General features: G+C 70.4%; 24 protein-coding genes and 1 pseudogene. 4 read left to right on the top strand and 21 right to left on the bottom strand.

The genetic code is table 11. From position 1 onward, the window contains the following. The first annotated feature begins 415 nt into the window (after positions 1-415). Positions 416-586, top strand: a complete 171-nt coding sequence (locus tag ACFWVD_RS27395) for a hypothetical protein (protein ID WP_379247669.1) — start codon at positions 416-418, stop codon at positions 584-586. Between the two features lie 132 nt (positions 587-718). Here ACFWVD_RS27395 and ACFWVD_RS27400 read toward each other — a convergent pair. Beyond that, positions 719-832 (bottom strand): annotated as a pseudogene (locus ACFWVD_RS27400) (phosphate acyltransferase); the annotation flags it as partial. Between the two features lie 655 nt (positions 833-1,487). Between ACFWVD_RS27400 and ACFWVD_RS27405 the strand changes: the two are divergent. Beyond that, positions 1,488-1,703, top strand: coding sequence for a hypothetical protein (locus tag ACFWVD_RS27405; RefSeq protein ID WP_379247623.1), 216 nt, complete (start codon positions 1,488-1,490; stop codon positions 1,701-1,703). A gap of 269 nt (positions 1,704-1,972) precedes the next feature. Here the strand turns inward: ACFWVD_RS27405 and ACFWVD_RS27410 are convergent, their stop codons facing one another. The 16 genes from ACFWVD_RS27410 to ACFWVD_RS27485 form a co-directional block, all read right to left on the bottom strand. Further along, positions 1,973-2,791, bottom strand: coding sequence for a Crp/Fnr family transcriptional regulator (locus ACFWVD_RS27410; protein ID WP_379247625.1), 819 nt, complete (start codon positions 2,789-2,791; stop codon positions 1,973-1,975). After that, positions 2,788-3,036: a hypothetical protein gene (locus ACFWVD_RS27415; protein ID WP_379247627.1), complete on the bottom strand. Its 249-nt coding sequence runs from the start codon at positions 3,034-3,036 to the stop codon at positions 2,788-2,790. Before ACFWVD_RS27415 ends, ACFWVD_RS27410 begins: the two co-directional genes overlap by 4 nt. 570 nt (positions 3,037-3,606) lie before the next feature. Then, positions 3,607-5,568 (bottom strand): relaxase/mobilization nuclease domain-containing protein, encoded by a 1,962-nt coding sequence (locus ACFWVD_RS27420; protein ID WP_379247629.1) that lies wholly within the window; start codon positions 5,566-5,568, stop codon positions 3,607-3,609. Continuing rightward, the gene (locus ACFWVD_RS27425; protein ID WP_379247631.1) at positions 5,565-5,954 is read right to left on the bottom strand and encodes a hypothetical protein; all 390 of its coding nucleotides are present in this window, start codon (positions 5,952-5,954) and stop codon (positions 5,565-5,567) included. The genes ACFWVD_RS27420 and ACFWVD_RS27425 overlap by 4 nt, the downstream gene beginning before the upstream one ends. Positions 5,955-6,030: 76 nt before the next feature. Beyond that, positions 6,031-6,207 (bottom strand): hypothetical protein, encoded by a 177-nt coding sequence (locus tag ACFWVD_RS27430; RefSeq protein WP_379247633.1) that lies wholly within the window; start codon positions 6,205-6,207, stop codon positions 6,031-6,033. Positions 6,208-6,931: 724 nt separating this feature from the next. Then, entirely contained in the window at positions 6,932-7,750 is an 819-nt protein-coding gene (locus ACFWVD_RS27435) for a helix-turn-helix domain-containing protein (RefSeq protein WP_379247635.1), read from the bottom strand. A 57-nt stretch (positions 7,751-7,807) separates the two neighbouring features. Then, on the bottom strand, positions 7,808-8,056 hold the full coding sequence (locus tag ACFWVD_RS27440; protein ID WP_379247637.1) for a hypothetical protein: 249 nt from the start codon (positions 8,054-8,056) through the stop codon (positions 7,808-7,810). Positions 8,057-8,907: 851 nt separating this feature from the next. Continuing rightward, the gene (locus ACFWVD_RS27445; RefSeq protein WP_379247639.1) at positions 8,908-10,773 is read right to left on the bottom strand and encodes a hypothetical protein; all 1,866 of its coding nucleotides are present in this window, start codon (positions 10,771-10,773) and stop codon (positions 8,908-8,910) included. Between the two features lie 707 nt (positions 10,774-11,480). Next, positions 11,481-11,786, bottom strand: a complete 306-nt coding sequence (locus tag ACFWVD_RS27450) for a hypothetical protein (RefSeq protein WP_379247641.1) — start codon at positions 11,784-11,786, stop codon at positions 11,481-11,483. Between the two features lie 11 nt (positions 11,787-11,797). After that, a complete protein-coding gene (locus ACFWVD_RS27455) occupies positions 11,798-13,396 on the bottom strand; it encodes a DUF2637 domain-containing protein (protein WP_379247643.1) in 1,599 nt (532 codons plus the stop codon). Between the two features lie 410 nt (positions 13,397-13,806). Continuing rightward, positions 13,807-13,968 (bottom strand): hypothetical protein, encoded by a 162-nt coding sequence (locus ACFWVD_RS27460; protein WP_379247645.1) that lies wholly within the window; start codon positions 13,966-13,968, stop codon positions 13,807-13,809. 87 nt (positions 13,969-14,055) lie between these two features. Continuing rightward, complete coding sequence (locus ACFWVD_RS27465) at positions 14,056-14,304, bottom strand: hypothetical protein (protein WP_379247647.1); 249 nt, start codon at positions 14,302-14,304, stop codon at positions 14,056-14,058. A 149-nt stretch (positions 14,305-14,453) separates the two neighbouring features. Beyond that, complete coding sequence (locus ACFWVD_RS27470; RefSeq protein WP_379247649.1) at positions 14,454-15,353, bottom strand: hypothetical protein; 900 nt, start codon at positions 15,351-15,353, stop codon at positions 14,454-14,456. Continuing rightward, the gene (locus ACFWVD_RS27475; protein WP_379247651.1) at positions 15,350-15,841 is read right to left on the bottom strand and encodes a hypothetical protein; all 492 of its coding nucleotides are present in this window, start codon (positions 15,839-15,841) and stop codon (positions 15,350-15,352) included. The genes ACFWVD_RS27470 and ACFWVD_RS27475 overlap by 4 nt, the downstream gene beginning before the upstream one ends. A gap of 12 nt (positions 15,842-15,853) precedes the next feature. Next, positions 15,854-16,423 carry a hypothetical protein gene (locus ACFWVD_RS27480; RefSeq protein WP_379247653.1) on the bottom strand — a complete coding sequence of 190 codons (570 nt, stop codon included), beginning with the start codon at positions 16,421-16,423 and terminating at the stop codon, positions 15,854-15,856. Continuing rightward, positions 16,420-16,788 carry a WhiB family transcriptional regulator gene (locus ACFWVD_RS27485; protein WP_379247667.1) on the bottom strand — a complete coding sequence of 123 codons (369 nt, stop codon included), beginning with the start codon at positions 16,786-16,788 and terminating at the stop codon, positions 16,420-16,422. The genes ACFWVD_RS27480 and ACFWVD_RS27485 overlap by 4 nt, the downstream gene beginning before the upstream one ends. A gap of 197 nt (positions 16,789-16,985) precedes the next feature. Between ACFWVD_RS27485 and ACFWVD_RS27490 the strand changes: the two genes are divergently transcribed. Next, complete coding sequence (locus tag ACFWVD_RS27490; RefSeq protein WP_379247655.1) at positions 16,986-17,747, top strand: GntR family transcriptional regulator; 762 nt, start codon at positions 16,986-16,988, stop codon at positions 17,745-17,747. Positions 17,748-18,175: 428 nt separating this feature from the next. Here ACFWVD_RS27490 and ACFWVD_RS27495 read toward each other — a convergent pair whose 3' ends face one another. Then, complete coding sequence (locus ACFWVD_RS27495; protein WP_379247657.1) at positions 18,176-19,357, bottom strand: hypothetical protein; 1,182 nt, start codon at positions 19,355-19,357, stop codon at positions 18,176-18,178. 250 nt (positions 19,358-19,607) lie between these two features. Here ACFWVD_RS27495 and ACFWVD_RS27500 point away from each other — a divergent pair, with 250 nt between their 5' ends. Then, positions 19,608-19,832, top strand: coding sequence for a hypothetical protein (locus ACFWVD_RS27500; RefSeq protein ID WP_379247659.1), 225 nt, complete (start codon positions 19,608-19,610; stop codon positions 19,830-19,832). A gap of 536 nt (positions 19,833-20,368) precedes the next feature. Here the strand turns inward: ACFWVD_RS27500 and ACFWVD_RS27505 are convergent. The 3 genes from ACFWVD_RS27505 to ACFWVD_RS27515 form a co-directional block, all read right to left on the bottom strand. Beyond that, positions 20,369-20,671: a hypothetical protein gene (locus ACFWVD_RS27505; RefSeq protein WP_379247661.1), complete on the bottom strand. Its 303-nt coding sequence runs from the start codon at positions 20,669-20,671 to the stop codon at positions 20,369-20,371. Next, the gene (locus ACFWVD_RS27510; protein WP_379247663.1) at positions 20,668-21,465 is read right to left on the bottom strand and encodes a ParA family protein; all 798 of its coding nucleotides are present in this window, start codon (positions 21,463-21,465) and stop codon (positions 20,668-20,670) included. The genes ACFWVD_RS27505 and ACFWVD_RS27510 overlap by 4 nt, the downstream gene beginning before the upstream one ends. Before the next feature lie 123 nt (positions 21,466-21,588). Beyond that, positions 21,589-22,011, bottom strand: coding sequence for a hypothetical protein (locus ACFWVD_RS27515; RefSeq protein ID WP_379247665.1), 423 nt, complete (start codon positions 22,009-22,011; stop codon positions 21,589-21,591). Between the last annotated feature and the right edge of the window lie 381 nt (positions 22,012-22,392).

Raw genomic sequence — 22,392 nt, forward strand, 5'->3', positions numbered from 1 at the left:
GGGCTTATAGGAAAAACCACCCGTCCCTCCTGGAAACTTTTCTAGGCCCCCAAGTGGAATCCTCTCCCTCTCGGGCAGAGGTCGGCCCTACCCCCCCCCCGCGGCGGTCCCCGGCGGCCGCGCCGCTCCTGTCTCCGCCCCGCTCCCGGCCGCCACTGCCCGCCGCAGTACTGGATCGCCGCCGTTTTCCCCCATAACAGCTGTACGGGAGCTGCCGGGAATCCCCTCGTCTCTGAACCATGTGCGAGATCGACTCCCTAGGCGATTTCGAAGGCTCCTGCTGTCCAGCGGCGCCTGAGCCCCGCGAAGGGGTGGAGGACGACGCTTGCGCCCCTTGGTGGCCGCTCCCGCACTGTCCTCCTGCCACCCCGGCATCTGCGGGGTGGGAACGCTTTTCTACCGATGGAGGAAACCCATGGACCCGATGACCCTCGCCCTGCTCGTTCTGATCGTCGGCCTCCTGTGCGCGACCGTCGTCTGCATCGTGGCCCTGTTCCGCGCGCACCGGACCGACACCGTCGCCCTGGTCGGCGAGTTGGCCGAGCTGGTCTCCGTCTTCACCCGGTACCGCCGGAAGAAGCCGTAGCCCGCGGCCCCCGCCGGGGTCATCTCGCCCATCTCCGCCGGCACCCGCTCCCGGGGAACCTGGGGGCTTGCCCGGGGAGGCTTGCCCAACACCAGGGGAGGCTTGCCCGGACACCCGCTGATCAGCCGACGGCACGCCCTGCGCCTGGATCGCGGTGATGGCCACGGTGGTGACGATGTCCTGCACGAGCGCACCGCGCGGGAGGTCGTTGACCGGCTTGCGCAGACCGTGGAGCACCGGGTCGGCCGCAGGCTCTTGCCCAGCACCCCGTGGGGCTTGCCCGGGTCCCGGCTGTTCCCACTGGGAACGCCCCGCGCGGGTTGCACCGGGAGTGGGCTGGACGGTTGCACGTAGAGGGGGACTAGGAGTTGCACCGGGGGTAGGACCGGCGGTGGGACCCCCCGTTTCGGGAGCGCTTCGGTTTCTGCTGGTCAGAGCCGGTGGGCAAGCCGAATTGGAGCGACGACACCTCTTTCTGCGGAGCCAGAGAGAGGTCTTCGTCTTCCGGACGGGCGGCGGGGGCGGCTTCGCCGGCCTACTCATCGGGATCCATGAAGGACCCCATCCTCGTACGCGGCAGGCAGGGCCGGGGGGTTGCCTGGGGCCGGGGGAGCTGCGGGTCGACCGCCTCTCGGAGCAGGGCAGCGACGTCGGCGGAGACGCGGCTCATTTCCTTGTCTCCGCAGGACCGGGCGAAGTCCTCCAAGAGCACCGCGGCAGCGTTCAGCGCGTTCACGGGTACCGGCACGGGGCGCAGGGCGGCAAGGTACATGGCGGCCTGCCCAGCCGCAGGGAGAGATGGCTTCACGGTGCAGACCCTGCCGACCGTCCCGGCCGGGACGAGTACGACGCACCCGACGGCCCCCGTACGTCACTGCGTCGGGCCCGTCAGACTCTTCGTATGAGCACCACACGTCGCCCTCTGGGGCACGGTCCGGCGACCGAAATATCCACGAGTTCCGACAGCACCGCGCCGCGTCTCCTGCCCGTCGAACGGGCCGGGTCCGACGGCGGGGTCAACGTCGGCGACGAGGACCAGGCGGTGGTACAGCCGCAGAGCCGACGGGCGCTCGGGCCGGGCGTCGCGACGTCGCCGAAGCGTGCCTTCGAGAAGTAGTCGGCAGGTACAGACCCCTTGACCACCTATCGATGGCGCCGAGCCACGGAACAGGTGGGCGGTGTCCCCCGGCGCGAACGGCGGCCCGCCGACACGGAGCTGGCCGCGTCGGGGGATGCCGACCTGAGCGGGGGTCTGGGGGCCGGCGAAGGCCCCCAGCACCCACCGGTCTGGACGTAGTCCGTGACCTTGGCCCGGAGCTCCTCATGTTCCAGATGAACCGGAACATGGCTGTGCCCCCGGCAAGGCCAGGGCCACAAAGTGGACCATCAGCCATCCGACCTGGCAAGGGACCGCAGAAGCCGGGCATCCCGGATCTCGTAGTACCGGTTCGACCGGGTCCCGGGCTCCAGCGTGGACAAGATGTCCTGAGACCTCAGGGAGGCGATCGCCTTCTCGACCGTGGTACGCCCCAGCCCAAGGGCTTCTGCGATGTCGGCCTGGCTCGGGCCGGTGACCGTCAGGGCTCCGTCAGGCACTCCATGGACACCGGTCCGCGTCATGCGGATACGGCTGAGCTCTCCGTCCTGTCGAAGTCCCCGTCGACGGACCAGGTAGTTGAGAAGCCTGGCGACCCTGACCGCGGGGTCGGCCTTGGACGCCGAGTAGACAGACTCGACGATCAAGGAGCGGTCCTGGGTCCGCTGAGCGAGGAACAGGACCAAGGCCGGGTCTCCGTCGATCAACCGGGCAAGCGTCGTCACGGTCAGGCTCAAGGTGGCGCCCGTCGTCAGGAACGTGAGACGGGATCCGGCTTTGAGCGGTCGCCGACCGGAAGCTTCTCCAGCTCCAGGCCTGAGCATCACCTGGTTGAGGTCTCCGAAGATGGCCCCCTTGGCCCAGAGCCGTGTAGTCCCGTGGGGAGTCGTTTCCTTGACGACACCCCGGATGAGGATGTGGATCCATTCCGCGCCATGTGCCAGCACTTGGCCGTCGTGCCCGGCCTGCAGTCGAGCGGAATCGATGAGCATCTCGATCACATGAGCGGGAAGCCCCTGAGCCCGGAGATACCGCTCAGCAGCCTCGTGCGTCCACGTCCTCCTCCCGGAGAACGCAACCATGGAGGAGGCTGTGACGGAGTCGATCATCGAAGACCACCAACCGCGACGGGGGCAGCGGGGCCAGGTGCCGGAGCGACAACCTGGAGGGGCGTCGCAGCGGGCGTTTCGACGAGGATCTTGACGACCGGGACGAGCGCGCCTACGAGGAGAGCGAGCGCGGCGATGACCACGGAGACGCGGCCAGCGGTCTTCTTGAGGTGCCGGATGGCGTAGCACGCCGCTCCGATGACGATGGCGACGATGAGCACCGTCGCGAGAATGCCTTCTGACATGAGAAACCCTTGGGTACGGCGGCCGAGCCGTACCGATCCCGAGGGGAGATACAGCTCGACCGCGATCTTTGGAATGGTCCCTACTGGCATTACCGGCCGGTACACCGCGAATCCCTGGCGAGGGGTCGCTCCGGCGCTACGCACAGATTACGGCAAAGGGGTGACCCGGCCCCAACACAACACCTCTCGGAGGGATTTGTTGGTCAAGGTCTCGCACCCAGAAGGAAGTTCACCTTCAACAAGACTCGTCAGTACGCCCGGTGACGATGACCCAGCACCGGTACAGCAGAAGGCGGCCGCACCCCTGAGGGTGCGGCCGCCTTCGTGATGCTCTACGAGCAGGGGCTCTCCGGGGGAGCCACCCCCGAAGTAACCCGGAAGCTGCGCGGGACCATTCCAAAGCCCTGTCAGCTGATGAAAGTGAACACCCACACCTATAGGCAGATCCCTTGCTCAGAGGGATATTGCACATATCGGGGGTCGGAATCCCTACCGAGAGGGATTCTGCGGTGAACTTTGACGCCACATTCCTTAGTTCGGCCCGCTGATCTACTGGATCGACCTCGCGATTCAGACTCCCGGGCCTCTCTCCGGTCTGCGGGTCGACGGCGGCTGCCGCAGGTGCGCGGGCCGCTCGTACGCGGCCCCGGTGTACCGGCGGCCGGTGCCGGCCTTCCTCGACTTCGGGATGGCGACCTGGGCCGCGGCGGACCGGGCGCGTCCCTCGGCCCGGCGTTGGCCGTCGGGCATCGTCTTGCGCAGGACCTGCTCCTGGCGGAGCTCGGCGAGCCGCTTCTCCGTCTGCGTGATCGAGGTGGCGTGCCGGGCGGCGTCCCTCTGCCCGTTGCTGCGTTGGGCGGTGCCGTGGTCCTGGTCGCGGCCGTGGGCGTCGCCGACGAGCTCCCCCCAGTTCTCGCGCAGCCGGTCGAGCTCGGCGCCCGGGTCGCGCACTCCGGTCTGCTGCCGGGCGGCCTGTTCCTCCTTGGCGGCCGTCGCGCGGGCGCTGCGGGCGGCCTCGGTGCTGTCGCTGATGACGTCGCTCGCGTTCGCGGCCCGGGTCTTCTCCTCGGCACGGTTGGTGCCCAGGCGCCACAGCTCCCACCGGCTCGACGTCTTGCGGCCGTCGGCCTCCTTCCACTCGGCGCGGGCCCGGGTCGTGGCCTCCTCGGCGGCCTCCAGGATCTCCCGGTGCTGCCGGGCTGCGGTGATGTGCGGCTCGGCCTCCTCCAGGCGGGCCAGGAGCTGGTGGAGCTCCTGGACGTACGGACCGGTGATCTGCCCGGTGGCGATGGCGTCGCCGGTCCGGATCTCCTCCTCGGCCATGGCCTTGAAGCGGGTGGCGACGGCGAGCTCCTTCTCCCGCCGTTTGATGGCGGCGGCCAGGCCGTCGTTGCTGAGGCGGCCCTGGGGCCGGCGGGCCTTGTCCGTCCAGGCCGGGATCGTCGCGGGCGCGGTGGGCACCGGATCGGCGGGCGGCTGCTGCCCGGCGGCGATGGCCCGCCACTGCGCGAGGAGGTTCGCGGCCGGGTCGGTGGACCGGGCCGCCGGCTGCTGCTCGGGCACGGGCACGATGCCGCGCTCGGCCTGGCCCTGGCGCAGGATCTCGGCGCCGCGCTCGGCGGCCGCGGCGAGCTCGGCGCGCGTCGGACCGTCCTGCAGGACGGTGGTCGACGTCGCTGCGGCGGCGAACGCGATGCGCGGGTCGGGGATCCGGGGTGTGGCGGGCCCGTCGCCGAGGACGGGGCCGAGGACGGGGCCGAGGGCGGCCCACCGGAGGTCTTTGGCGACTTTGGAGGCGGGCACCCACACCTGGGCGTCCGTACCGTCGGTCCACCCGGCCAGCGTGAACGAGTAGCCGTTCATCCTGCCCGTGCTGGCCACGTTCGCGCGGAAGTCGACTCCGGCGTCGGCCAGTCCGCTCTCGAAGGCGGCGCGGCCGAGTCCGCGGCTGGCGTCGCGGACTTCGCGGACGATCCGGCGGAGCTCCTCGCGCTCGGGCGGCGGGCCGTCCAGGCCCCGGCCGCGCCGGCGGGCGGCCTCCAGCTCGTTGTTGCGGACCTGCGGGCCCTCGGCGCGGAAGCGCTCGCGCGCGGGGACCAGGCCGTGCTGCTCCTCCAGGCGGTCGGCCGCCTCGCGGGCGCGGCGGTAGTCCCACCGGTCGGTGAGCAGCTGCCCGCCCCAGTCGACGCGGGACACGGTGAGGTGCACGTGGTCGTCGCCGTGGCGGACAGCGACCCACGGGGCACCGTCGAAGCCCATGCTCGCGATGAAGTCTTCGGCGATGGTGGCCCACTGGCCGTCGGGGAGGATCCCGTCCTCGTCGGGCAGGGACAGCGACGTACGCCAGATCGGTGCCGTGATCTCGGGGCGCTGGCGGGCGGTGTGGTCGATCGCGCGGGCCACCTGCATCGGGGTGCCGGTGACGTTCCCGGCGACGATCCGCGGGTTCACGTGCTCGTCGCGGCGGCCGGGGCCGAAGTCGTAGAGGATCGCGCCGACGGCCTTCCGGCCCTTGGTGATGTTGGCGATCACTCGGGGTCCGCAGGGTCCATGGGCGTGATCCCCCGCAGGGCCAAGGCCGCGTTGCCGACCTCGAACAGGGCCGCCTCGATGGCGGGGTGGAGGTGGCCGTCCTGGTGGCTGTACCGGACGAGCTGGTTGAGGTTCGCTCCGATCCGGCACAGCTCGTCGTACGTCGCCTGCGACACCGGGTCGAGCGGCGCCGGCCTTCGCTCGGCGCCCGGGGCCTGGCCGTCGCCGGCGTCGGCGAGCTGGTCCTCGACCACGGCTCGGACCCACGCGCCCAACTCTCGGCGGCCGGATTCGACGCGAGCCTCGTCCCACCGCTTCCGCTCCGCGTCGTTCAGCCGCACCGACACCGTGTGCTGCCTCTTGCTGCCCGGCGTGCCCCGTGCCATTTCTCCCCCTCGACGGTGGCCGGTCGCCATTGGCGACTGGCCCACCAGTCGTATCACCTGCGGATCTCCCCCTCGGCTACCGCTTGCGCCGGTAACGCGTGAAGACCGCGACCAGCTCGGCCAGCGCCCGCACGACGGCGACGGCGTCGGTCCGGTGCGCACGGCACAGGGCGACGACACAAACGACCGTCGCGCACACCACAGCGGTGAGCAGAACGAGGAGCAGGACGAGCGTCATCGGGTCGAGCGGCATGGAGTCCTCCAGCGGTAGAAAAAGGGTGCCCACCCGTCAAGCGGTGAGGGCAGGAGGACAGTGCGGAAGCGAGCACCAAGGCGCGCAAGCGTCCTCCACCCCTTCTCGGGGCTCAGGCGGTGTGGGACAGCACGCGTCCTCAAGATCCCTCAAGGGAGTGGGTCGCCTGGAGGTCATCGGGCGCCCCCTCAACCGGCGAGATGCTCGGGATCAGGCAGAAGTCGTGATCAGCGAAAGCCACAGCAGCCGACGGAAGTCCCTGCCCGGGAGCGGCCCCAGCCGCCTTGACGGCCCAGACCGGCATGGGCCAGGACCCTGCGGCGGTTCTCCACCGTGAAGTCCGTGCCGTACAGCGGCCCTACTCCGTCAAGCCTTGGTAGTAGCGACCGCCGCTGACGACCCCGGCCGGAGTACCTCGGGAGCCGTCGCCGCGGCAGCGGCACGGCTCCGGCGCGGCCGTTCGCGCCTGCCGTGCGGCCCCTGGCGCCGCCGACGGACCGCCCGTCAAGGGCGGTCCTCCCCCGGCAAGCGCTAGCGCGCCAGGGGCGAGGTGCCGGTAAGCGAAGCGCACCGGCATACCTCGCTGCCGAGACATGGGTTGCCTCCGGGGGTCAGGTGACCGATCGGGGTGCGTCTCGGCCTGGGCGCTCCGGCGGTCGGTCACCGGGCCGGATCGGTCCCCGGATCGGAGCCTCCGGGCTCCGATGACCGACGCTTGCGTCGGTCACTCCCGAGGACCACCGGCTTCGGGTGTCGCTCGTGCCGGTGGTGCAGTGGGAGGTTTCTGTATGGAGCTGCGATGCCGGCCGTTGCCCGGCTTGGGAGCAGCTGTGTCCAGGAGAGCCATAGCGAGGGTGGCGACGTCTCGTGGCGGTCGTTGTTCGGCTACGCCCTCCAGGAGATGTAGCGCGAGTTCTGTGTTTCCTCCTTCTCGCAGGCCGAGGACTAGTGCGGCGATGTCAGGCAGTGCCCAGGCGGCCACGACAGTGGCCACGGTGTCGTGCGGACTCGGCTCTGGCTCGGGGGCTTCTGGTTGGGCTCGGGCCACCGCGGAGAGTCGGCCTACCGCATTCGTCCAGGGCTCGATGTGGGTGTTGCAGGCGTGGGCTATGGCTGCGACGACGCGGACGTGGGGGAGCCGAGGCGCGTTGAGGGCGTCGAAGATGGTGCTCTTCGGGATGAGGGTGCGGCGTGCAACGGTCCGCACCGACTGCCCCGATTCCAGGATGAGAGACCGCAGCGCGTCCTGGAGTCCCTGGAGGTCCATGATCTCGGCTGGGGCCTGGCCTACTGCTGAACGGGTGGTGTACCTGGACGTGGAGCGCTGACGGGCTTGCTCGGCACGCGCTTTGTCGTACTGGGAGAGCCAGAGGTCATGGTCCGCCGCGGGGTCGAGGAGGTCCACGACTGCCCGCACCAACGGCCAGTGAGGCAGAGTCTGACCGCTGAGCATGCGGGAGAGAGTCGCCGTGGAGGTCATAGATCGTTTGGCCAGCAGTTCCAGCTTCAGCTGGCCGGTGGCCGCCCTGAGGTCGCGAAGCATCCTGGCAAGCTTCGCGACCTCGGGGCCTATGGGTTCGCGTGGCACGGTGCGGGACCGCTATGCAGGCGTTCCCGGCGCCGGCGGGTGGATCATGGGTGCTTCCCTGGAGCCGGTCAGCCGGCGCACCGCCTCGATGCCCCCGAGAACGGCCGCCATCAGCTGAATGCTGACCACCGGCGGCATGCCCGCGACCGACAGGCCCACCGTGGCGAGCACGGCGAGCACGATGACGATGACGAACGCCCGGGACTTCCTGGGCGTCTTCTTCTCCGGGATCACACAGTTCGCAAAGAACTTCCAGCCCATTTCGAAAACCCTTCCGGTTAATGGCCCAGATCTTCTGTCAGATGGAGCTTGTGGCCGGGGAGTTGGCAGTCCTCCCCGGCGGCTCCTTTTCGATTGATGCACACGGACTGTCGCAATGACAAGTTCCCCGGGAACGGCCTTTAGCCCCTCACGCGAGAGCGTGAGGGGCTAGGCGAAATGTGGAGTTCTGTGTTCCGCTCCTCCGCTGCCACGGAGAGAGAGATCGTTCCCATCGCGATCTGGGCCAACAGAAGGCATGGGCCGCCGCTCAGCTACCTCTAAGGCTGTCGAGCAGTCGTATGCGACCAAGAGTCGGAGACGCTTCACCGCCGCACAAGACCCATAGGCACACAATATTTTCCGGACACTCCAGAGGGATTTCACCAGCGGCTTTCATTTCAGTTTCACACCGTCCGGGATCGTCTCCGGACACAACTGAAAAAAGCTCTGCCCGCAAGGTCTTGCCTTCCGGTTCTCCCTCTTCCAGGTTGTACGCAGCAGGGCCGTGGAACTCCCCGCCAGGGGACTCAATAGACGCGCTTTTCCTGCCTTTTCCGCCAACGAAGCACAACGTTCCGGTGGCCGGCCGAAGGGCGGAGGACCTCTGGTGGCGTAGACACGCATGCGCAGCGCCGTGGAGGAGCGTCTACCCCCGGTGACGGCGCCCGCTGGGCTGCACATGGTCGGCGGCGCTTGCGTCGGACCGTCGCGAGGACCACCGAGAGTCAGCTTGTCGTCTTCCTCTGGTCTGGGAGGTCGACGGTGATGCCCTCCGCGGGGGCCGACCTTCCAGGTCAGGCCCATGACTCGATCAGCTTGCGGAGGGTGTCGTGGCCGCCGGTCACCACCGGTCAGCACATGACGTGCCTCCCGTGCGGGATCATCTCGGCGGCGAGTGCGGCTCCGCACTCGCCGCAGGCCGGTGCGCCCTTGGGCGCGGGCCGGGCGTCGGCGACGACGTCCAAGTCCTCGACGCTGGGCAGGTGCACCGGCCGGACATCGTCGCGCTCGAAGGACCGGTGGGCGTCGGGGTCGTGACGGAGCTCGGCGCGGCGGCGGGCGAACTCGGCGGCGGCCTGCGTGCGCTCGACCTCGGCGGCGGTGTTCTCGGTGTCGGTCGGCTCGGCCGTGGCGGCGCGGGCCTGCTGCTGCTCGGCCTCCGCCCGACGCTCCCATGCCTGGGCCCACTGTTCAGGGGTCCGGTCGTGCACGGCGTTGTCGACGGCCTTGCGGCGGTCGCGGCGGGCCTGCCGGTCGGCCTGGCCGCGGCGCAGCTGGTCGACGGACGGCAGGACGGGGCCGGACATCTGTGCCGGGGCGCCGTAATCGGTGCCCTGGACCAGGCCGAGGCCGTCCAACACGGCGATGGCTCCGGGCAGGCCGCCGACTTCGGCGGCGTGCAGGATGTCCGCGCGGGCGCCGTAGACGGGGACGATGGCCCGCCACCAGGCGTCACGGGCGATCAGGAGCGACGGGGCCTCGGGGGTCTCGGCGGCCTCCTCCTCCGGGATCTCGTCGTCCTCGCGCTCGTCCAGCTCAACCAGGGGTGCCAGGCGTTCGCGCAGGCCCTGGCTCCAGGTAAGGCACTGGACTCCGCGGGTGGCGAACTCGAACTCGTGCCACAGGTCGATGGCCTGCTCGTTCCCGGCCGCTGCGTACGCGGCGAGCTCCAAGGCGGTCTTGCCCTTCTGCCCCCGGGCGACCTTGAGGTCGGCGCGGGTCATCTCCATGGCGAGGGCGCCGCCCTCTTGGAGCTTGACGACGTACCGGCCGAGCGCGTCGGCCTTCTCCCTGGTCGCGGCGGTGACGTCGACGCCCTTGCCGATCCGCTTGCCGTCCGACTCCCTGATCTCTCCCCGGGCGGGCTTGGGCAGGCCAACGGCCGTGCAGCGCTTCGCCCACCGGGCGAAGAGCTCATCCTCGATGGCCTCCGCGCGGGCGTCGGTGGCGAGGTCCTCGGTCCAGATCAGGACGTGGGCGTGGGAGTGCCAGCCGTTGGCGCCCCAGGTGATTTCGATGGTGCGGGTGGTGCCGACGATGCCCCAGCGCTCGCGGAACCCCTGCTGCCAGACGGTCGCCGGGCCAACCGGGCGGCCCTGGGCGTCGTACTCCTGGCGCCGGACGTAGCGCCCGTCCTCCTCCAGCGCGAGCCTGGCGGCGGCGCCCGTGGGCCACAGCGCGGGTGCGCCCTGCTGGATGACGTCGCGCCCGGCCCACCAGCTGCCTGCCTGCACGCCGCGCCAGGCCTCGACCACGCGGGCGAGCTGGCCCGGGTCGACCGGGCACTTGCAGGTGCACGTCGGCTTCTCCATGCCCGGGGCCGGCGCGAGCACCGGGCACTTGCAGGCGCAGGTGCAGGAGCGCTGACCGCCGCACTTGTGGCCGTCCTTGACCCTGCTGGCGAGGCGGACGTGCTGCCAGTGGGGCACGGTCAGGGTCGCCATGTAGAGCCCGTGCCCGGCCTTGAGCCAGGCCAGGGCGGCGCGTTCGAGCTCCACGGAGCGGGCGGCACGGATCCGCGCCTGGCAGATCGGGCAGGCCCATACGGAGTGGCAGGACTGGAGTCCCGCGAACCGTGCGGCCCCCTTCCCGACGTGCAGGCCGACGAGTTCGCCGGTCGTGCCGGTGCCACAGGAGCGAACTCCACTCAGACGTGTGAACCGTTGGATCGCCTCGCGCAGGCGCCGCCGCTGGTCGCGCAGGCGCAGCCGCTTCATCTCACCGTCCGCGGGCGGCTGCTGACCACTGGTGGGGGGGGGGGTGTGTCCTGCGGTGGAAACGAGATTTACCGCTTCCCGAGCCGCACCCCGGGGGGTGGCCGGGGAGGAGTCGTCCGTGGCCTCTGAGCGGAAGCTGGGGGTACCCGGGATGGCCGGAGTGTGATGTGCGGCTCGGCGGGCTGCACGAGCGTCCTGGCGGGCCAGGCGGCGGGCGCGGCCTGCGGTGCGGGCGGCGGCCTGGCGCTGCTTGATGTCTTCGCTGGTGGCGGCGCGGAAGGCGGCGCGGGCCTGGGGGTCCTCCAGCAGGCTGCGGTCGGCCGCGCGCTGGTCGCGGGCAACTGCGGGAAGCTGGGGAACAAATGCGGATACACCCGACGTATCAGTCGGGTGATCGTCGGACGGACGCGTCCGGACAGGTGTTGCGGGACGGCTGTCCCCGGGTACGCTGATCAAAGCGTTGGGTCCTTGCTTGGTCGCCTGAGAACGAAAGGGTGAGGACTCGCGCGGGGCGTTCCGGGATGTAGGAGTTCCGGTGCGCCCCACGTTCTTTTGTGGGGAGATCCTTTCGCACTTCTGCGGGGATATCCACCACCGCTACGAAAGTGCCTCACGAGATCTCGTGAGGCGAACGAAGGCCCGTGACGATTCCCGCGTCACGGGCCTTCTGCATCCTGCCTTCCCGTCAGGCGGGAGGGCCCGTACGGCTATTCGCCGGCGGCGCGGCGGTTGTCCGCGTTGGAGCGCTGGCCGGGCTCGGTGCGCAGGGCGTCGACCAGCCACGGGAACGGGTGGGTGGTGTCGGCGGCGGCGAGCACGCGGGTGGCCGCACCAACCACGGTGCCGGGTTCGACTCGGCCGTCGTAGAGCGAGGCCAGGAGCACGGTTCCGTGGTTCTCGCAGGCGGGGACAGCGGTGCCGTGCTTGTCCACGATGGTGACGGCGTCCTGCGGACCGATGCAGGGGGTCGGGTCCTCGTCGTGGGCGGCGGGGCAGCGGGTGACTGCGGTCATGGTCTTCATCCTTACCTGTTGGACGGGGCGTCGGGGTCGTATCCGGTGGTGGGGTCGTAGCCCCGGCCGATGAGGGCGAGGGCGTCGGCGCGGTGCTCGGAGGCGGTGCCCTCGGACTTCACGCCGATGGCGGCGGCAATCTCGGCGTTGGTGATTTCGTACGGCTCGTCTGCAGCCTGGGCGGCGAGGAGCATCCGGGCCGCGATGCGCACCCGGCGCTCGCGCTGGGAGAACCCGGCGAGGTCCTCGGCTTCGACTGCGCGGCGGAGGATCTGGGCGGTGGCCTCCCGTGCTTCGGCTGCCCGGCGCGCGGCTTCGGCTGCGTCACGCTCGGCTTCGGCTGTTCGCTTCTTGGCTTCGGCTACCTTCGCCCGCTCGGTCTCGACCTTCGCCGTGTCGGCTTCGGTCTTGAGCTGAGCTTCGGCTGCCAGGCGCGCGGCTTCGGCTGCTTCGTGCTCGGCTTCGGCCGCCTTCCTCTTCGCTTCGGCGACGGTGACGGACTCGGCTGCGGCGGCTTCGTCGCCGGCGAGTCGGTCGGCTGCATCGGCCGCGCGCTGGGCGGCGGTCAGGGCGGTCGTCGCCTTGAGGCGGGCGCCGGCGGTGGCGGCTTCGGCTTGGGCCTGGGCAACTCCGGTGTCCGCCTTGACCGAGGCTCGGAGGGCATCGATCTCGCCCTGGACCAGGAGGCGCTGCTTCTCCGCCTCGGCCTCGGCCTTCTCCTGGTGCAGCTCCAGCTGGAGGGCGGCGGCGTCGGCCTTCTGCTTCCGCTCCTGCTCGGCTCGGCGCATCTTGTCCGGGAGGGCGAGGGCTTCGTCCACGCTCATCCCGAACTTCTTCATCGTCATAGGCAGTCGGTCGAGTGCTCCGACCTTGCCCTTCTCGTGTCCGGCCTCCAGCTCCTCGCGGTGCTTGAGCCACACGTCGTAGATCGCCCGGTCCCGCTCCACCGTGACGGCCTCCAGGTAGGAGCGGATCTCCCAGAGCTTCATCCGGCGCCACAGCTTGTAGGTGGCCAAGGGGGCGAGGGTCCAGCGGTGGACGGGGATCGGGTCGTACGCGCGGCCGCGCTCCAGAGCGGCCTGCTTGATGAGGAGGCGGCGGCCCGCCTCGATGCCCGCGACGAAGAACACCGGCATCAGGCCGTGGGCGAGGCTGCGGACCGGGTGGTCGAGCGGGTGGCCGTGAGCGGTGGCGTTGAAGAACACCGTGGCGCCGGTCATCGCGTGGGCCAGGAACCGCGGGAGTCCGAAGCGGACGTCGAAGATGACCAGGATCAGGTCGACCACAAGGAACGTGAGGATCGAGGCGTCGACTCCGACGGCGAACCAGGAGGCCCGGTCCCCGAACCCCCACCTCACCCCGGCGGCGGTGAGGTTGTCGAAGGAGAGCAGGAAGCCGATCACGCCGATGAGGACCGACCCGGCGATGCCGAAGGCGATGAGGGTGTTCTTCGTCCGGCGGTTGACCTTCCGGGTGCCAGTGGTCGGCGCCTCGGCGAAGGTGCCCGAAGCCTCGGCCGGAGTGGGCGAAGCCTCGGGTCGGACCTCCAACGCGGGGGCGGGGCGAGCAGGGGCCGGGACGCGAACGTTGGGCTCCAGGGTGGTGGTCATCACTCTCCTTGGTGGTGTGGGCGAAGGGCGCCCCGGGCGGAGCCGAAGCGTCCGCCCGGGGGTCCGGTCATGGTCCCCGGTCATCCCCGGTTGACCTAGTCGATTCGGGGCGGTGGCCTATCCGGCCCTTCCCAGGGAGGGAAAGGGCCGGGTGCTCTTCCGCTCAGCGGCAGTCTTTGCAGCGGCCGTTCTTCGTCTTCTCGGTGGACCAGGTGCCGCAGCTCGCGCACTGCCAGAGGTGGGCGAGGGCTCGCACCAGGTGTCGGAGCGTCATCCCGCTCCCCCGATCAGGGCGAGGGCCCAGCCGGTCACGCGGGTGGTCCAGCCGCCGCAGCGGGTGCAGACGTACTGCCGGAGCTTCGCGTCGTGGCGCATCCGCCGGCCGTGGCAGACCGGGGCGGTGTGGCGGCTCACCGGTCGCCGTCCTGGGACTTGGGGGTGCCCGCGACCGGCTTGTCCGTCTCGGGGAACCAGCCCCCGCGGCTCGACTGGTAGGTGGGGCCGCTCTGCTGCTGGTCGGAGGTCAGGTTCTGGCGCAGCTCGTCCTGGGAGATCGTCTTGCGAAATGCCATGATGTGGCTCCGTCTCGTGATCGGGATGGAACCGGGGCGCCCCTTGTCTTCCGGCAAGTTGAGGAGGGGCGCTCCGGCATGTGCGGGTCACGCCAGGAGGCGGAACCCGACGATCAGCGCGAGCACCACCGCGAGGGCGGCGTACGCGACGTAGTGGATGGGCCTGGTCGGCTGGCCCGGCCTGGGCGGCGGGGTGTGGGTCTGGATCTCCTCGCCGTCCGGGATGTGCCCGGCGTGGGCGCGGCGCCGGTGCCGGTCTCTCTCCGCCTCGACCTCCGGCCTGGTACGGACGGCGGGCGAGGTGGTGCGGCACTGGTTGCACCGGTAGCGGTACACGCGCTGTTCTCCTCCGGAGGTGGGGTGTTGGCCTGTGGCCGTCACCCTCTCCCCTCTCGGGCCTGGCCGGTAGGACGAGTAGGTAGGCGGGGGTAGGCGGCCCGGTAGTCGCCGCGCTGACCTGCGGAAACTACCCGCCTACCCGGTCCCTAGGAGGGGGCCGCGGGGGCGGTCGGGGAGGGCCCGACTACCGCCTCGACGGCCACCTCTGCGGGCGCCCCGGGCGGGGTGCCAGCGGGGGCCTCGACGGGGGCCTGGGAGGGCACCGCGGACAGGGCCCGGACAGGCCCCTCCCCGACCCCTCGGGCGGGGGCCTGCGGGAGGTGTCGCAGGCGCACCCCGTCACGCACCCGCTGGGCCTTCCCCTGCGGGGTCTTGAAGAGCAACTTGAAGGGCTCGACAGGCAGTCCCCACTCGTCGGTCAGGGCGGCCTTGAGGTCGGCCTTCTCCCAGCCCTCGAAGAGATCCTCGGCGAGGAGGTCGTCCAGGTGCACGCCTTGGTGCTGGTGGCGTGCGGCGACGGCACGGATGAGGGCGGCGACTTCGTCGGCCTCGATCGGCTCGTCGCCCTCCCCGTCCAGGTACTCGGGCTCGTCGTCGTCCTGGTGCTCGACGTGCTCGGCCTCGACGGCCGGGGCGGGGGTCGGCTTCTCCTCGACCTCGGGGGCGTACCGCTTGGCGGCGATGCACCCGCAGATGAGGGCGGCGGTCGGGACGAACGGCGCGTACGGGCCGGTGATGCCGCTGACGGCGGTCCAGATGGCGGGGAGCCCGTAGAACAGGCCCCCGGCCACGGCTCCGGCCTTGGTCAGGCCGTCCCAGATCCATCCGTCCTTGAGCATCCACTCCATGCCCTGCCCGATGAGGACTCGGGTGCCCGCCCCTACCCCGGCGAACGGGGCGCGGAGCTGGGTGCGGGTAGGGAGGTAGGGGTGCAGCTCAGCGCGGAGGCTGGCCAGTCGGCCGGGGTCCGGGACGACTTCGAGGTGCGGGCGGTCGCGTTCCTCCTCGGGCGCGGCCTCGGCGGGGAGCTCGGCGGCGGCGCTCACAGGAGGTTCAGCTTTCCGGCGAGGAGGAGCAGGAGGAACTCCGGCAAGCCCCAGATGCCTCCGGCGGCGGAGCAGATGCCGGCCATGAGGACGCCGAGGAAGGCAGCCCATCCAGGGCGCGGCATCCGGTAGTAGAGGTACGCGGAGATGATCAGGGCGACTCCGCCGAGTCCCGCGTTGCCGAACGCCCCACCGGTGAAGATGCTCGCGAAGCCGTTGGAGACCTCCTTGCCGACGGTCCAGATGGACCCGGCCGTGATGTAGAAGGTTCCGGCGATCAGGCCCATGGCGGACGCCTCGGTGCTGTTGAGCTTGCGGCGCTGCTTGCCCGCCTTCTTGCCCTCGGCGGCCTTGGGCTCCTTGATCCCGGCGAACATCGCGACGGACAGGGCGGTCGCGATGGCACCGGCGCCGACGGAGCCGAGGAGCCTGCCGCCCACGGAGAACGTGTCGGCTGCCATCTGGACGTACTGGACGTGCTCGTACATCAATCCTCCTGGTCAGAGCTGGGATGCGGGGGCGTAGAGGGCGAGGGCGGTGACGGCGGACGCGAGCGGGATGCGGGCGAACCAGGCGAGCGGCCGGCACCAGTGGCGGGTGCGGCTGTCCCAGAAGGCGGCGATGCCGAGGCAGATGCCTCCGCCGAGGACCAGGGCAGCGCTGATCGAGTAGTCCCGGCCGCAGGCGGCGATCCAGCCGCCGAAGGTCGGGGTGAGTCCGAACGCCCACCCGGCGGCCCCGGCGCCGACGTTGAACAGGAACTTCTTCGCGCCGTCACTGAGCGACGGCTTCGGCATGTCGGGGAGGGTCGGCCAGTACCCGGCCTGCGGCGTGAACCAGGGGGTCCCAGTGGGCTCCGAGTCGTCCTTCGACAACTCGGGGTTGTCGCCCTCGGGGTCCTGCTCCGGGGCTGCCTGGGCGGCGGGGGCGAGGTCCGCGTCGGCGTACAGGCGGTCGAACCAGTCGTCGCCGGACGGCTGCTCGTCGCGCGGCTCGGGCACGGTCGGGGTGATGAGGCGGGTCGGCTTGTCCGTCGACCACCACGGGGTCATCCCGCTCGACTCGCTCACAGGAGCCCCTGGCGGGTCAGCTCGATGTGCAGGGACCGGCGCTCGGCCTGGCGGAGACCGGCCCGCACCCCACGGAATTCGAAGGGGGTCTCGGTCTCGCGCATGTCCCGGACCAGGCAAAGGTCCTGCACGGGGCAGTGGCCGCAGACGGCGAGTGCCTTGCGCTCCGCCCGGTTGGGCTGGTCGCCGATCGGCGACGCCTGCATGTGGAAGGTCTCCGGGTCGACCTGCGAGCACGGCGACGGCTCGATGACGTCGGTCAGCTCCAGCAGGCGCCGGCGGGAGAGGGAGATCAGCCGGTACCGGGCTACGAGCTCGTCGGTACCGGGCCGGTTCATGGGCGGTAAGGCCGAGGTCCTGGGCATGGCGAACACCCCTTCATCCAGAGCGGATCGGGCCGCTCCGGGTCGCTGGTCTGCTGCAACACCTCGAAGTTAGGGGCCTCATGACGAAGTGTCAAGATGGTTTGGAAGTGTCTTGACGACTGTCAAGATTTCCGGTGTTCTGGCTTGACACGGCTAGCCTGGGGAATCAGGACGACCTAGCCCGGAGGAGGACACCCGTGAACTCGAACCACATCGCTGCGGACATCCGAAGGGGGATCGCCGCAGGTGAGTACCGCTACGGCGCCCGGCTGCCGAGCGTGCGGGACATGGCCGAGCGGTACGAAGTCAGTCAGCAGACCGTGGCCGCCGCGTACGCGGTCCTGGCCGCGCTCGGCATGGTGAGGACCGAGCGGGGGAGCGGCACCGTGGTCACCGCCGGCCGCAGTGCCGACGCCCACCTGGGCAACTACACGCCGCCCGACCTGGCGTCGGCGACGGCGACGGCGTGGAAGCCCAGCGAGGAAGGCGTCCAGGCCACGGAGGAGACCACCCTGGTCCGCCAGCTGGCCGCGCCGAAGTCGATGGAGCCCTGGGGGATCGCGGAGGGTTCCCAGGTCGTGGAGCGGACTCGCATCCGGTCGATCGAGGGGACTCCCGCGCAGCACAAGCTGACGGTGATCCCCTACGAGATCGCCGCACGCTCTCCTGAGGGACACGAGGGAGCTCCCCCGATGCTCGCGCCGGTCGGCTCGGCCCCGGTCAAGCCGCCTACTGGCGTACGCGTCGCGGACTGGCTCGGCTGGGACGTCGCCACGACGGAGGCGTTCATCACGGCGGAGCCCATGGACCCGGCGGCCTCCAGCGCGCTCGGGATGGCAGAGGGGACCCCGGGATTCCGGATCGTCAACGTCACCAAGGACTCCGCCGGGGCCACGGTCTACGTCACCATGACCACGGCACCCCTGCACCACCGCGTGACCATGAACATCCTCGGCTGATCAGCCCAGCTCAGAGCCCCCGTCGGATCTCTCCGGCGGGGGCTTCCTCGTGTCCGAGGGAAGGCGCCTAATCTCCGTAAGCCTCCGTGGCCTGGAGCTCTGGCGACTGCGGGTGCTTCGGGGTGGGAAAAAGACGCCAGCGGCGGAGGAGGGGTGCCCGGGTGCTGTCCGGTTTGCCGCATTTCCGGCTTGAGTTGGGCGCGGACCGTACCCCCGCCGTCAATCCGGACGGCGCGTGAGGCGAACGCACCCATAGGTCGTGGCTGGCGGGGAGCAGCTGCTGCCGCGATGTGGCCGAGGCCGGTGTGGTCGCTCCGCGTCGGTGCGGGTCTCGTTGGGGCCGAGGAGCGTGTCGTTAGTTGGCCTCCCGCACGCCCGTGGGGACCCACGAGCCTATGCGCCGTGGGTGGGCAGCTCCCGTGGGGTTGTTACAGCAGTCCCATGATGTCGGCGAGCCAGTGTCCGGGGCCGCCCCCGGTGCCGACGAGGATGAAGGGGGCGATGATCGACCCGGCGAGGAACGAAGGAGCGCAGACCGGCCCGCAAACGTCCACGACAGCGGGGGGCCAACCGTTCTCCCCGTACTTGTCGGCAAGCAGCCACCCGTACTTGTCGGCAAGCTGCAGGCTCTGCGCCCAGCACCCCGCTGATATGAGAAGAACGATCACCGCGGCGAGGACGAGCTTCCAGACACTGGGGCCGGGGGAAGCTCGAAGACCCGCGCTGAATCCGGTTCCGAGCACAAAGATCACAGCTGCCAGGACCAGGATGACGAGGGTGTCACGGACGGGCGTGTATCGCAGCCCGCTTGCGGCGGCCCGGGGCCGCGGCGGGGCGGTGTAGTTCTTTTCGTAGCTAGCCCTCAGGGTGCGGTGGGCGCCGCCGGCCTGTGACCGTTCCCGTGCGATCCGCGCCTCTTCGTGCACGATGCGTGCTTGTCGGGTGCGGCGGACCGCAAGGGTGGCGTCGAGGCTCCTGTCCTGCGTTGACACACCGGGAACGCGGGGCTGTTCCTCGATGAGGCGGCGGTTCTGCCTGCGCAGAACCTCGACTTCCTGTTGCAGCTTGCGGGCCTGCTCGCGTTGCTGGTCGAGTTCGGCCGCCATCTCGTGGGTGTAGTCCTGAGCGTGGCGCAGCGCCTCGTCCTGCTCGGCGACGCGGTCCTCTGCGGTCTTGGCGCGCTCCAGCGCCTCCTCCAGCTGCTCGGCGAGACGGCCCGCCTGTTCCTCCAGCCCGTTCAGACGCTCCTCTGCGACCTGCTGCGCCTTCTCCTGCTCTGCGCGCAGGCGGGCCAGCTCCTCGTTCAGCTGGGCGAGCTGGACGGCCGGGGACCCACTTGCGGCGTGCGCCTGCCCGCAGAGCGCGTCCAGGTTCTCGTACTCCTCGGGCGTCCAGGGCATGCCCTGCTGGGCAAGGTAGTCCCGCAGGGAGGCAAGGATTTCCCTGGACGCGACGCGTTCACCCTTCAGGTAGCGGGAGAGAGTGGACGGAGCCATATTCAGGGCCTGCGCGATGTCCTTCTGGAGGCCGCCCGCGGTGAAGAAAGCAGTGAGCCCCTCGCGCAGGGCTGCCGCGTACAAGCTGGCCGCGCTCTGTCCCTGTGTCGCCATCACCAGCCCCCTCCGGCCTGCAGACACCGCCTGACAGCGGTACCGGTGGCCGATTGTCACGCATGCGTTGACACACCGGGAACGGTTCGGCGGAAGTGGTGACCGGAGGGTCGGATGTTGCCGATTTGTCGGGAACCGCGTTCCCACTCCTGCAAGATCATCCACTGTCCCAACCTGGAGCCAGCGCGCGAGTTCTGCTCCGCGCCCGGCCCGCGGACCGTCCGCAGGCGCTCACGGGAGGGGAACCCCTATGTCCGCGAACGACGAGCAGTCCCAGCCCCAGCAGCCGGCCCCCCAGGGGCCGGACCCGGTGCAGACGCTGCTCCTGGTCCTCGTTGTCGTCCTGGTCCTGGGCGGCACGGGCTACGTGTGCGTGACCCACCCGTCCCTGACCGCCCCGATCGCAGCCGTCGGCGGCGTCGGCGCGGCACTGGCCGCAGCATTCGGTGTCGCGGTCTCACTCCGCAGGCGATGACGTCACCTCTAATACCTGGACCGACACACAACCCAAGACGAGAGCCCCCTCCGGTCCGCCGGTGGGGGCTCCCTCGTACCCGGACCGCCGTCGCGGAAGATCCCTGCCTCCCGCCCACTTCGGGGGCGCCTAACGTCAAATGGCATGCGCGGCCACCTCCGGACGGCGACTGCGGGCGCACTCGGATCAGCAAAAGCGGCCAGCGGCGGAAGGGGTGGGGGACGCGGGCCCTGAGCGGCCGTCTGGCAGCCCGGGAGCTGGGCGGGCCGCCGTACCCCCGCCGTCAATCCGGACGGCGCGTGAGGCGAACGCACCCATAGGTCGTGGCTGGCGGGGAGCAGCTGCTGCCGCGATGTGGCCGAGGCCGGTGTGGTCGCTCCGCGTCGGTGCGGGTTTCGTCGGGGCCGAGGAGCGTGTCGTCAGTTGGCCTCCCGCACGCCCGTGGGGACCCACGAGCCTAAGCGCCGTGGGTGGGGTGGTCCAGCCTGTCCGTCGGCTAGCAAGCCAGCTAGCTAGCAAGCGGGCAAGCTGGCTAGCTAGCTAACTGCCTGGTCAGGGCCGAGTCCGAGGTACTGCCGGATCGCTTGCTCCAAGCCGTCCTGCATCTCGATCCCGGACAGCACGCAGTGCGCCTTGAACGCGCGCTGAAGGTCGGGGTCGAGGTACGAGCCGAAGGGCACCCGGACGTTCTTCTGCCGCGTCGGCGGCACAGCCGCAGCGGCGGGCGCGGCCGCCGGGCCGCCCGAGCTTCCGACGATCAAGGTCTCGCTCGTCGCGGTGAGCGCCGGGTTCGGCGGCTGGGAGGCGCTGACGGTCTTCCTCGGGGGACGGGGGCTCATGCGGGGATCGCCTTCATCAGCTCGACGGCCAGCAGCTCGTACCCGCCACGGACTTCGCCGGCCTTCTCGCCGCGGATCTCCGTGAGCGGCAGCTCGTCGTTGTCGGCCCCGGCCAGGACGGAACGCATGTTCATGATCGGCTCCCACACCAGCGGGCCGAACAGCTCCCGGATCGAGTCGCGCTGTTCGGCGTCGAGCAGCTGGTTCTTCATCCCGTTGACCACCACCCCGGCCACCTCCAGACCGGGGTTGCCGAGGTCGATGGCGCGGTTCGCCACGAAGTCGCGAACACGGGTGGCCGCGTCCACGGAGTCGTACTCGGGCTCGGTGACGATGACGACCTTGTGCGCGGCGGCCAGGCCGAGCTGCGTCAGGTGGAACAGCGACGGCGGGCAGTCGATGAGCGTGTAGTCGAAGTGCCGGTCGACCCCGTTGAGGGCCTTGACCAGGCGGCGCCACGCGCCCGCCGTGCCGGCCTCGGCCATCCGGTTCTCCAGCTCCAGGCGCGCGGGCGCGAGCATGATGCGGTCCGCGTACTCGACGTCCCAGCCGATCGGCTGGAGCACCCCGGCCGCGGCGCCGTCCTCGTCCGCGCGGATCGCCTCGCTGATGGTCGGCTTCGGGTTCGCCGCGTCGTACTGCCACCCCAGGCGGCGGCTCGCGTTGCCCTGGGGGTCCAGGTCCACGACGAGTACGCGCTTCTTCGCCTTCGCCAGGGCCTCGGCCAATCTGATCGTGGTGGTGGTCTTGCCGACCCCACCCTTGTTGTTCGCCACGGCGATCCGTTGCGCCATCGCTCCGCCTTCCGTTCACATGGACTAGCCAGCTTGCTAGCTAGCCAGCTTGCCAGCTAGCCCCCGCCGGGCACGGGCGGACCCATGGACTTGACGGGGGAGAGGACCTGATTTCCGGGGAACCTACTCGCCCGGCAGCTGCTCGTCGTCGAACAACGAGGGTGCCAGCGGCATGGCCGACGCCGCTATGGCGCTCCGGGCCGCCCGAGGAGCGGGCGTCACCGGGGTCACCACGGGTGCCGCGGCCGGGGGATCGGGGATCGGAGCGGGCGCAGGAATAGCGGGGGTGGCCTGCACCGCTGCCGTTTCGTCAACTGATGTTTTCGGGCGGGGCACCCGATCGTCAGTTGACGAAACGAGGGGGGCGACAGCGGCGGCGACCGCTTCAGCAATCCGCTTCTGCTGGCGGCGCTCTCTGTACGCCAGCTCTCGGCATCCCTGCTTGCAGTACTCCCGCTTCCGGCCGACGCCGGACTGCCGGACGGGCCCGCCGCACCACGCGCACAGCGTCGTGCCGTCGGAGGCCCTGGGGGTCTCGTAGCTCATGGCGCCGACCGTACGCCGCCCGCCGGCGCCGACGGGCGAGCGGGGGGTGCACGAGATGGCGGGTTCGAGGGAGCAGTCGTACGCCGTTCATCCCGCTCTTCACCGGAGCCGAGAAGCCGGTGAACCTCACAAACAACGTCATTCCGCCGGTTCGACGGCGATGGGCAACTACCAACCCTTGACGGAGTAAGCCTGTACAGCCAGCAGTTCACGGTGGAGAACTACCGGACCGTGCTGGAAGCCGTCTCCGGCTCACGCGGTAAGAGTTTCCCTACTCGGTCAAGAGCGGCGGCACGGCCGCCGCGGGGGGGGGCACTGCGGGTGTCACGAGTCCTTTTCTGCCTCCTCTCCTTATGGCAACTGCTACAGGAGTAGTTGGGG

It is taken from the genome of Nocardia sp. NPDC058666, assembly GCF_042714895.1.
GTDB lineage: Bacteria > Actinomycetota > Actinomycetes > Mycobacteriales > Mycobacteriaceae > Nocardia.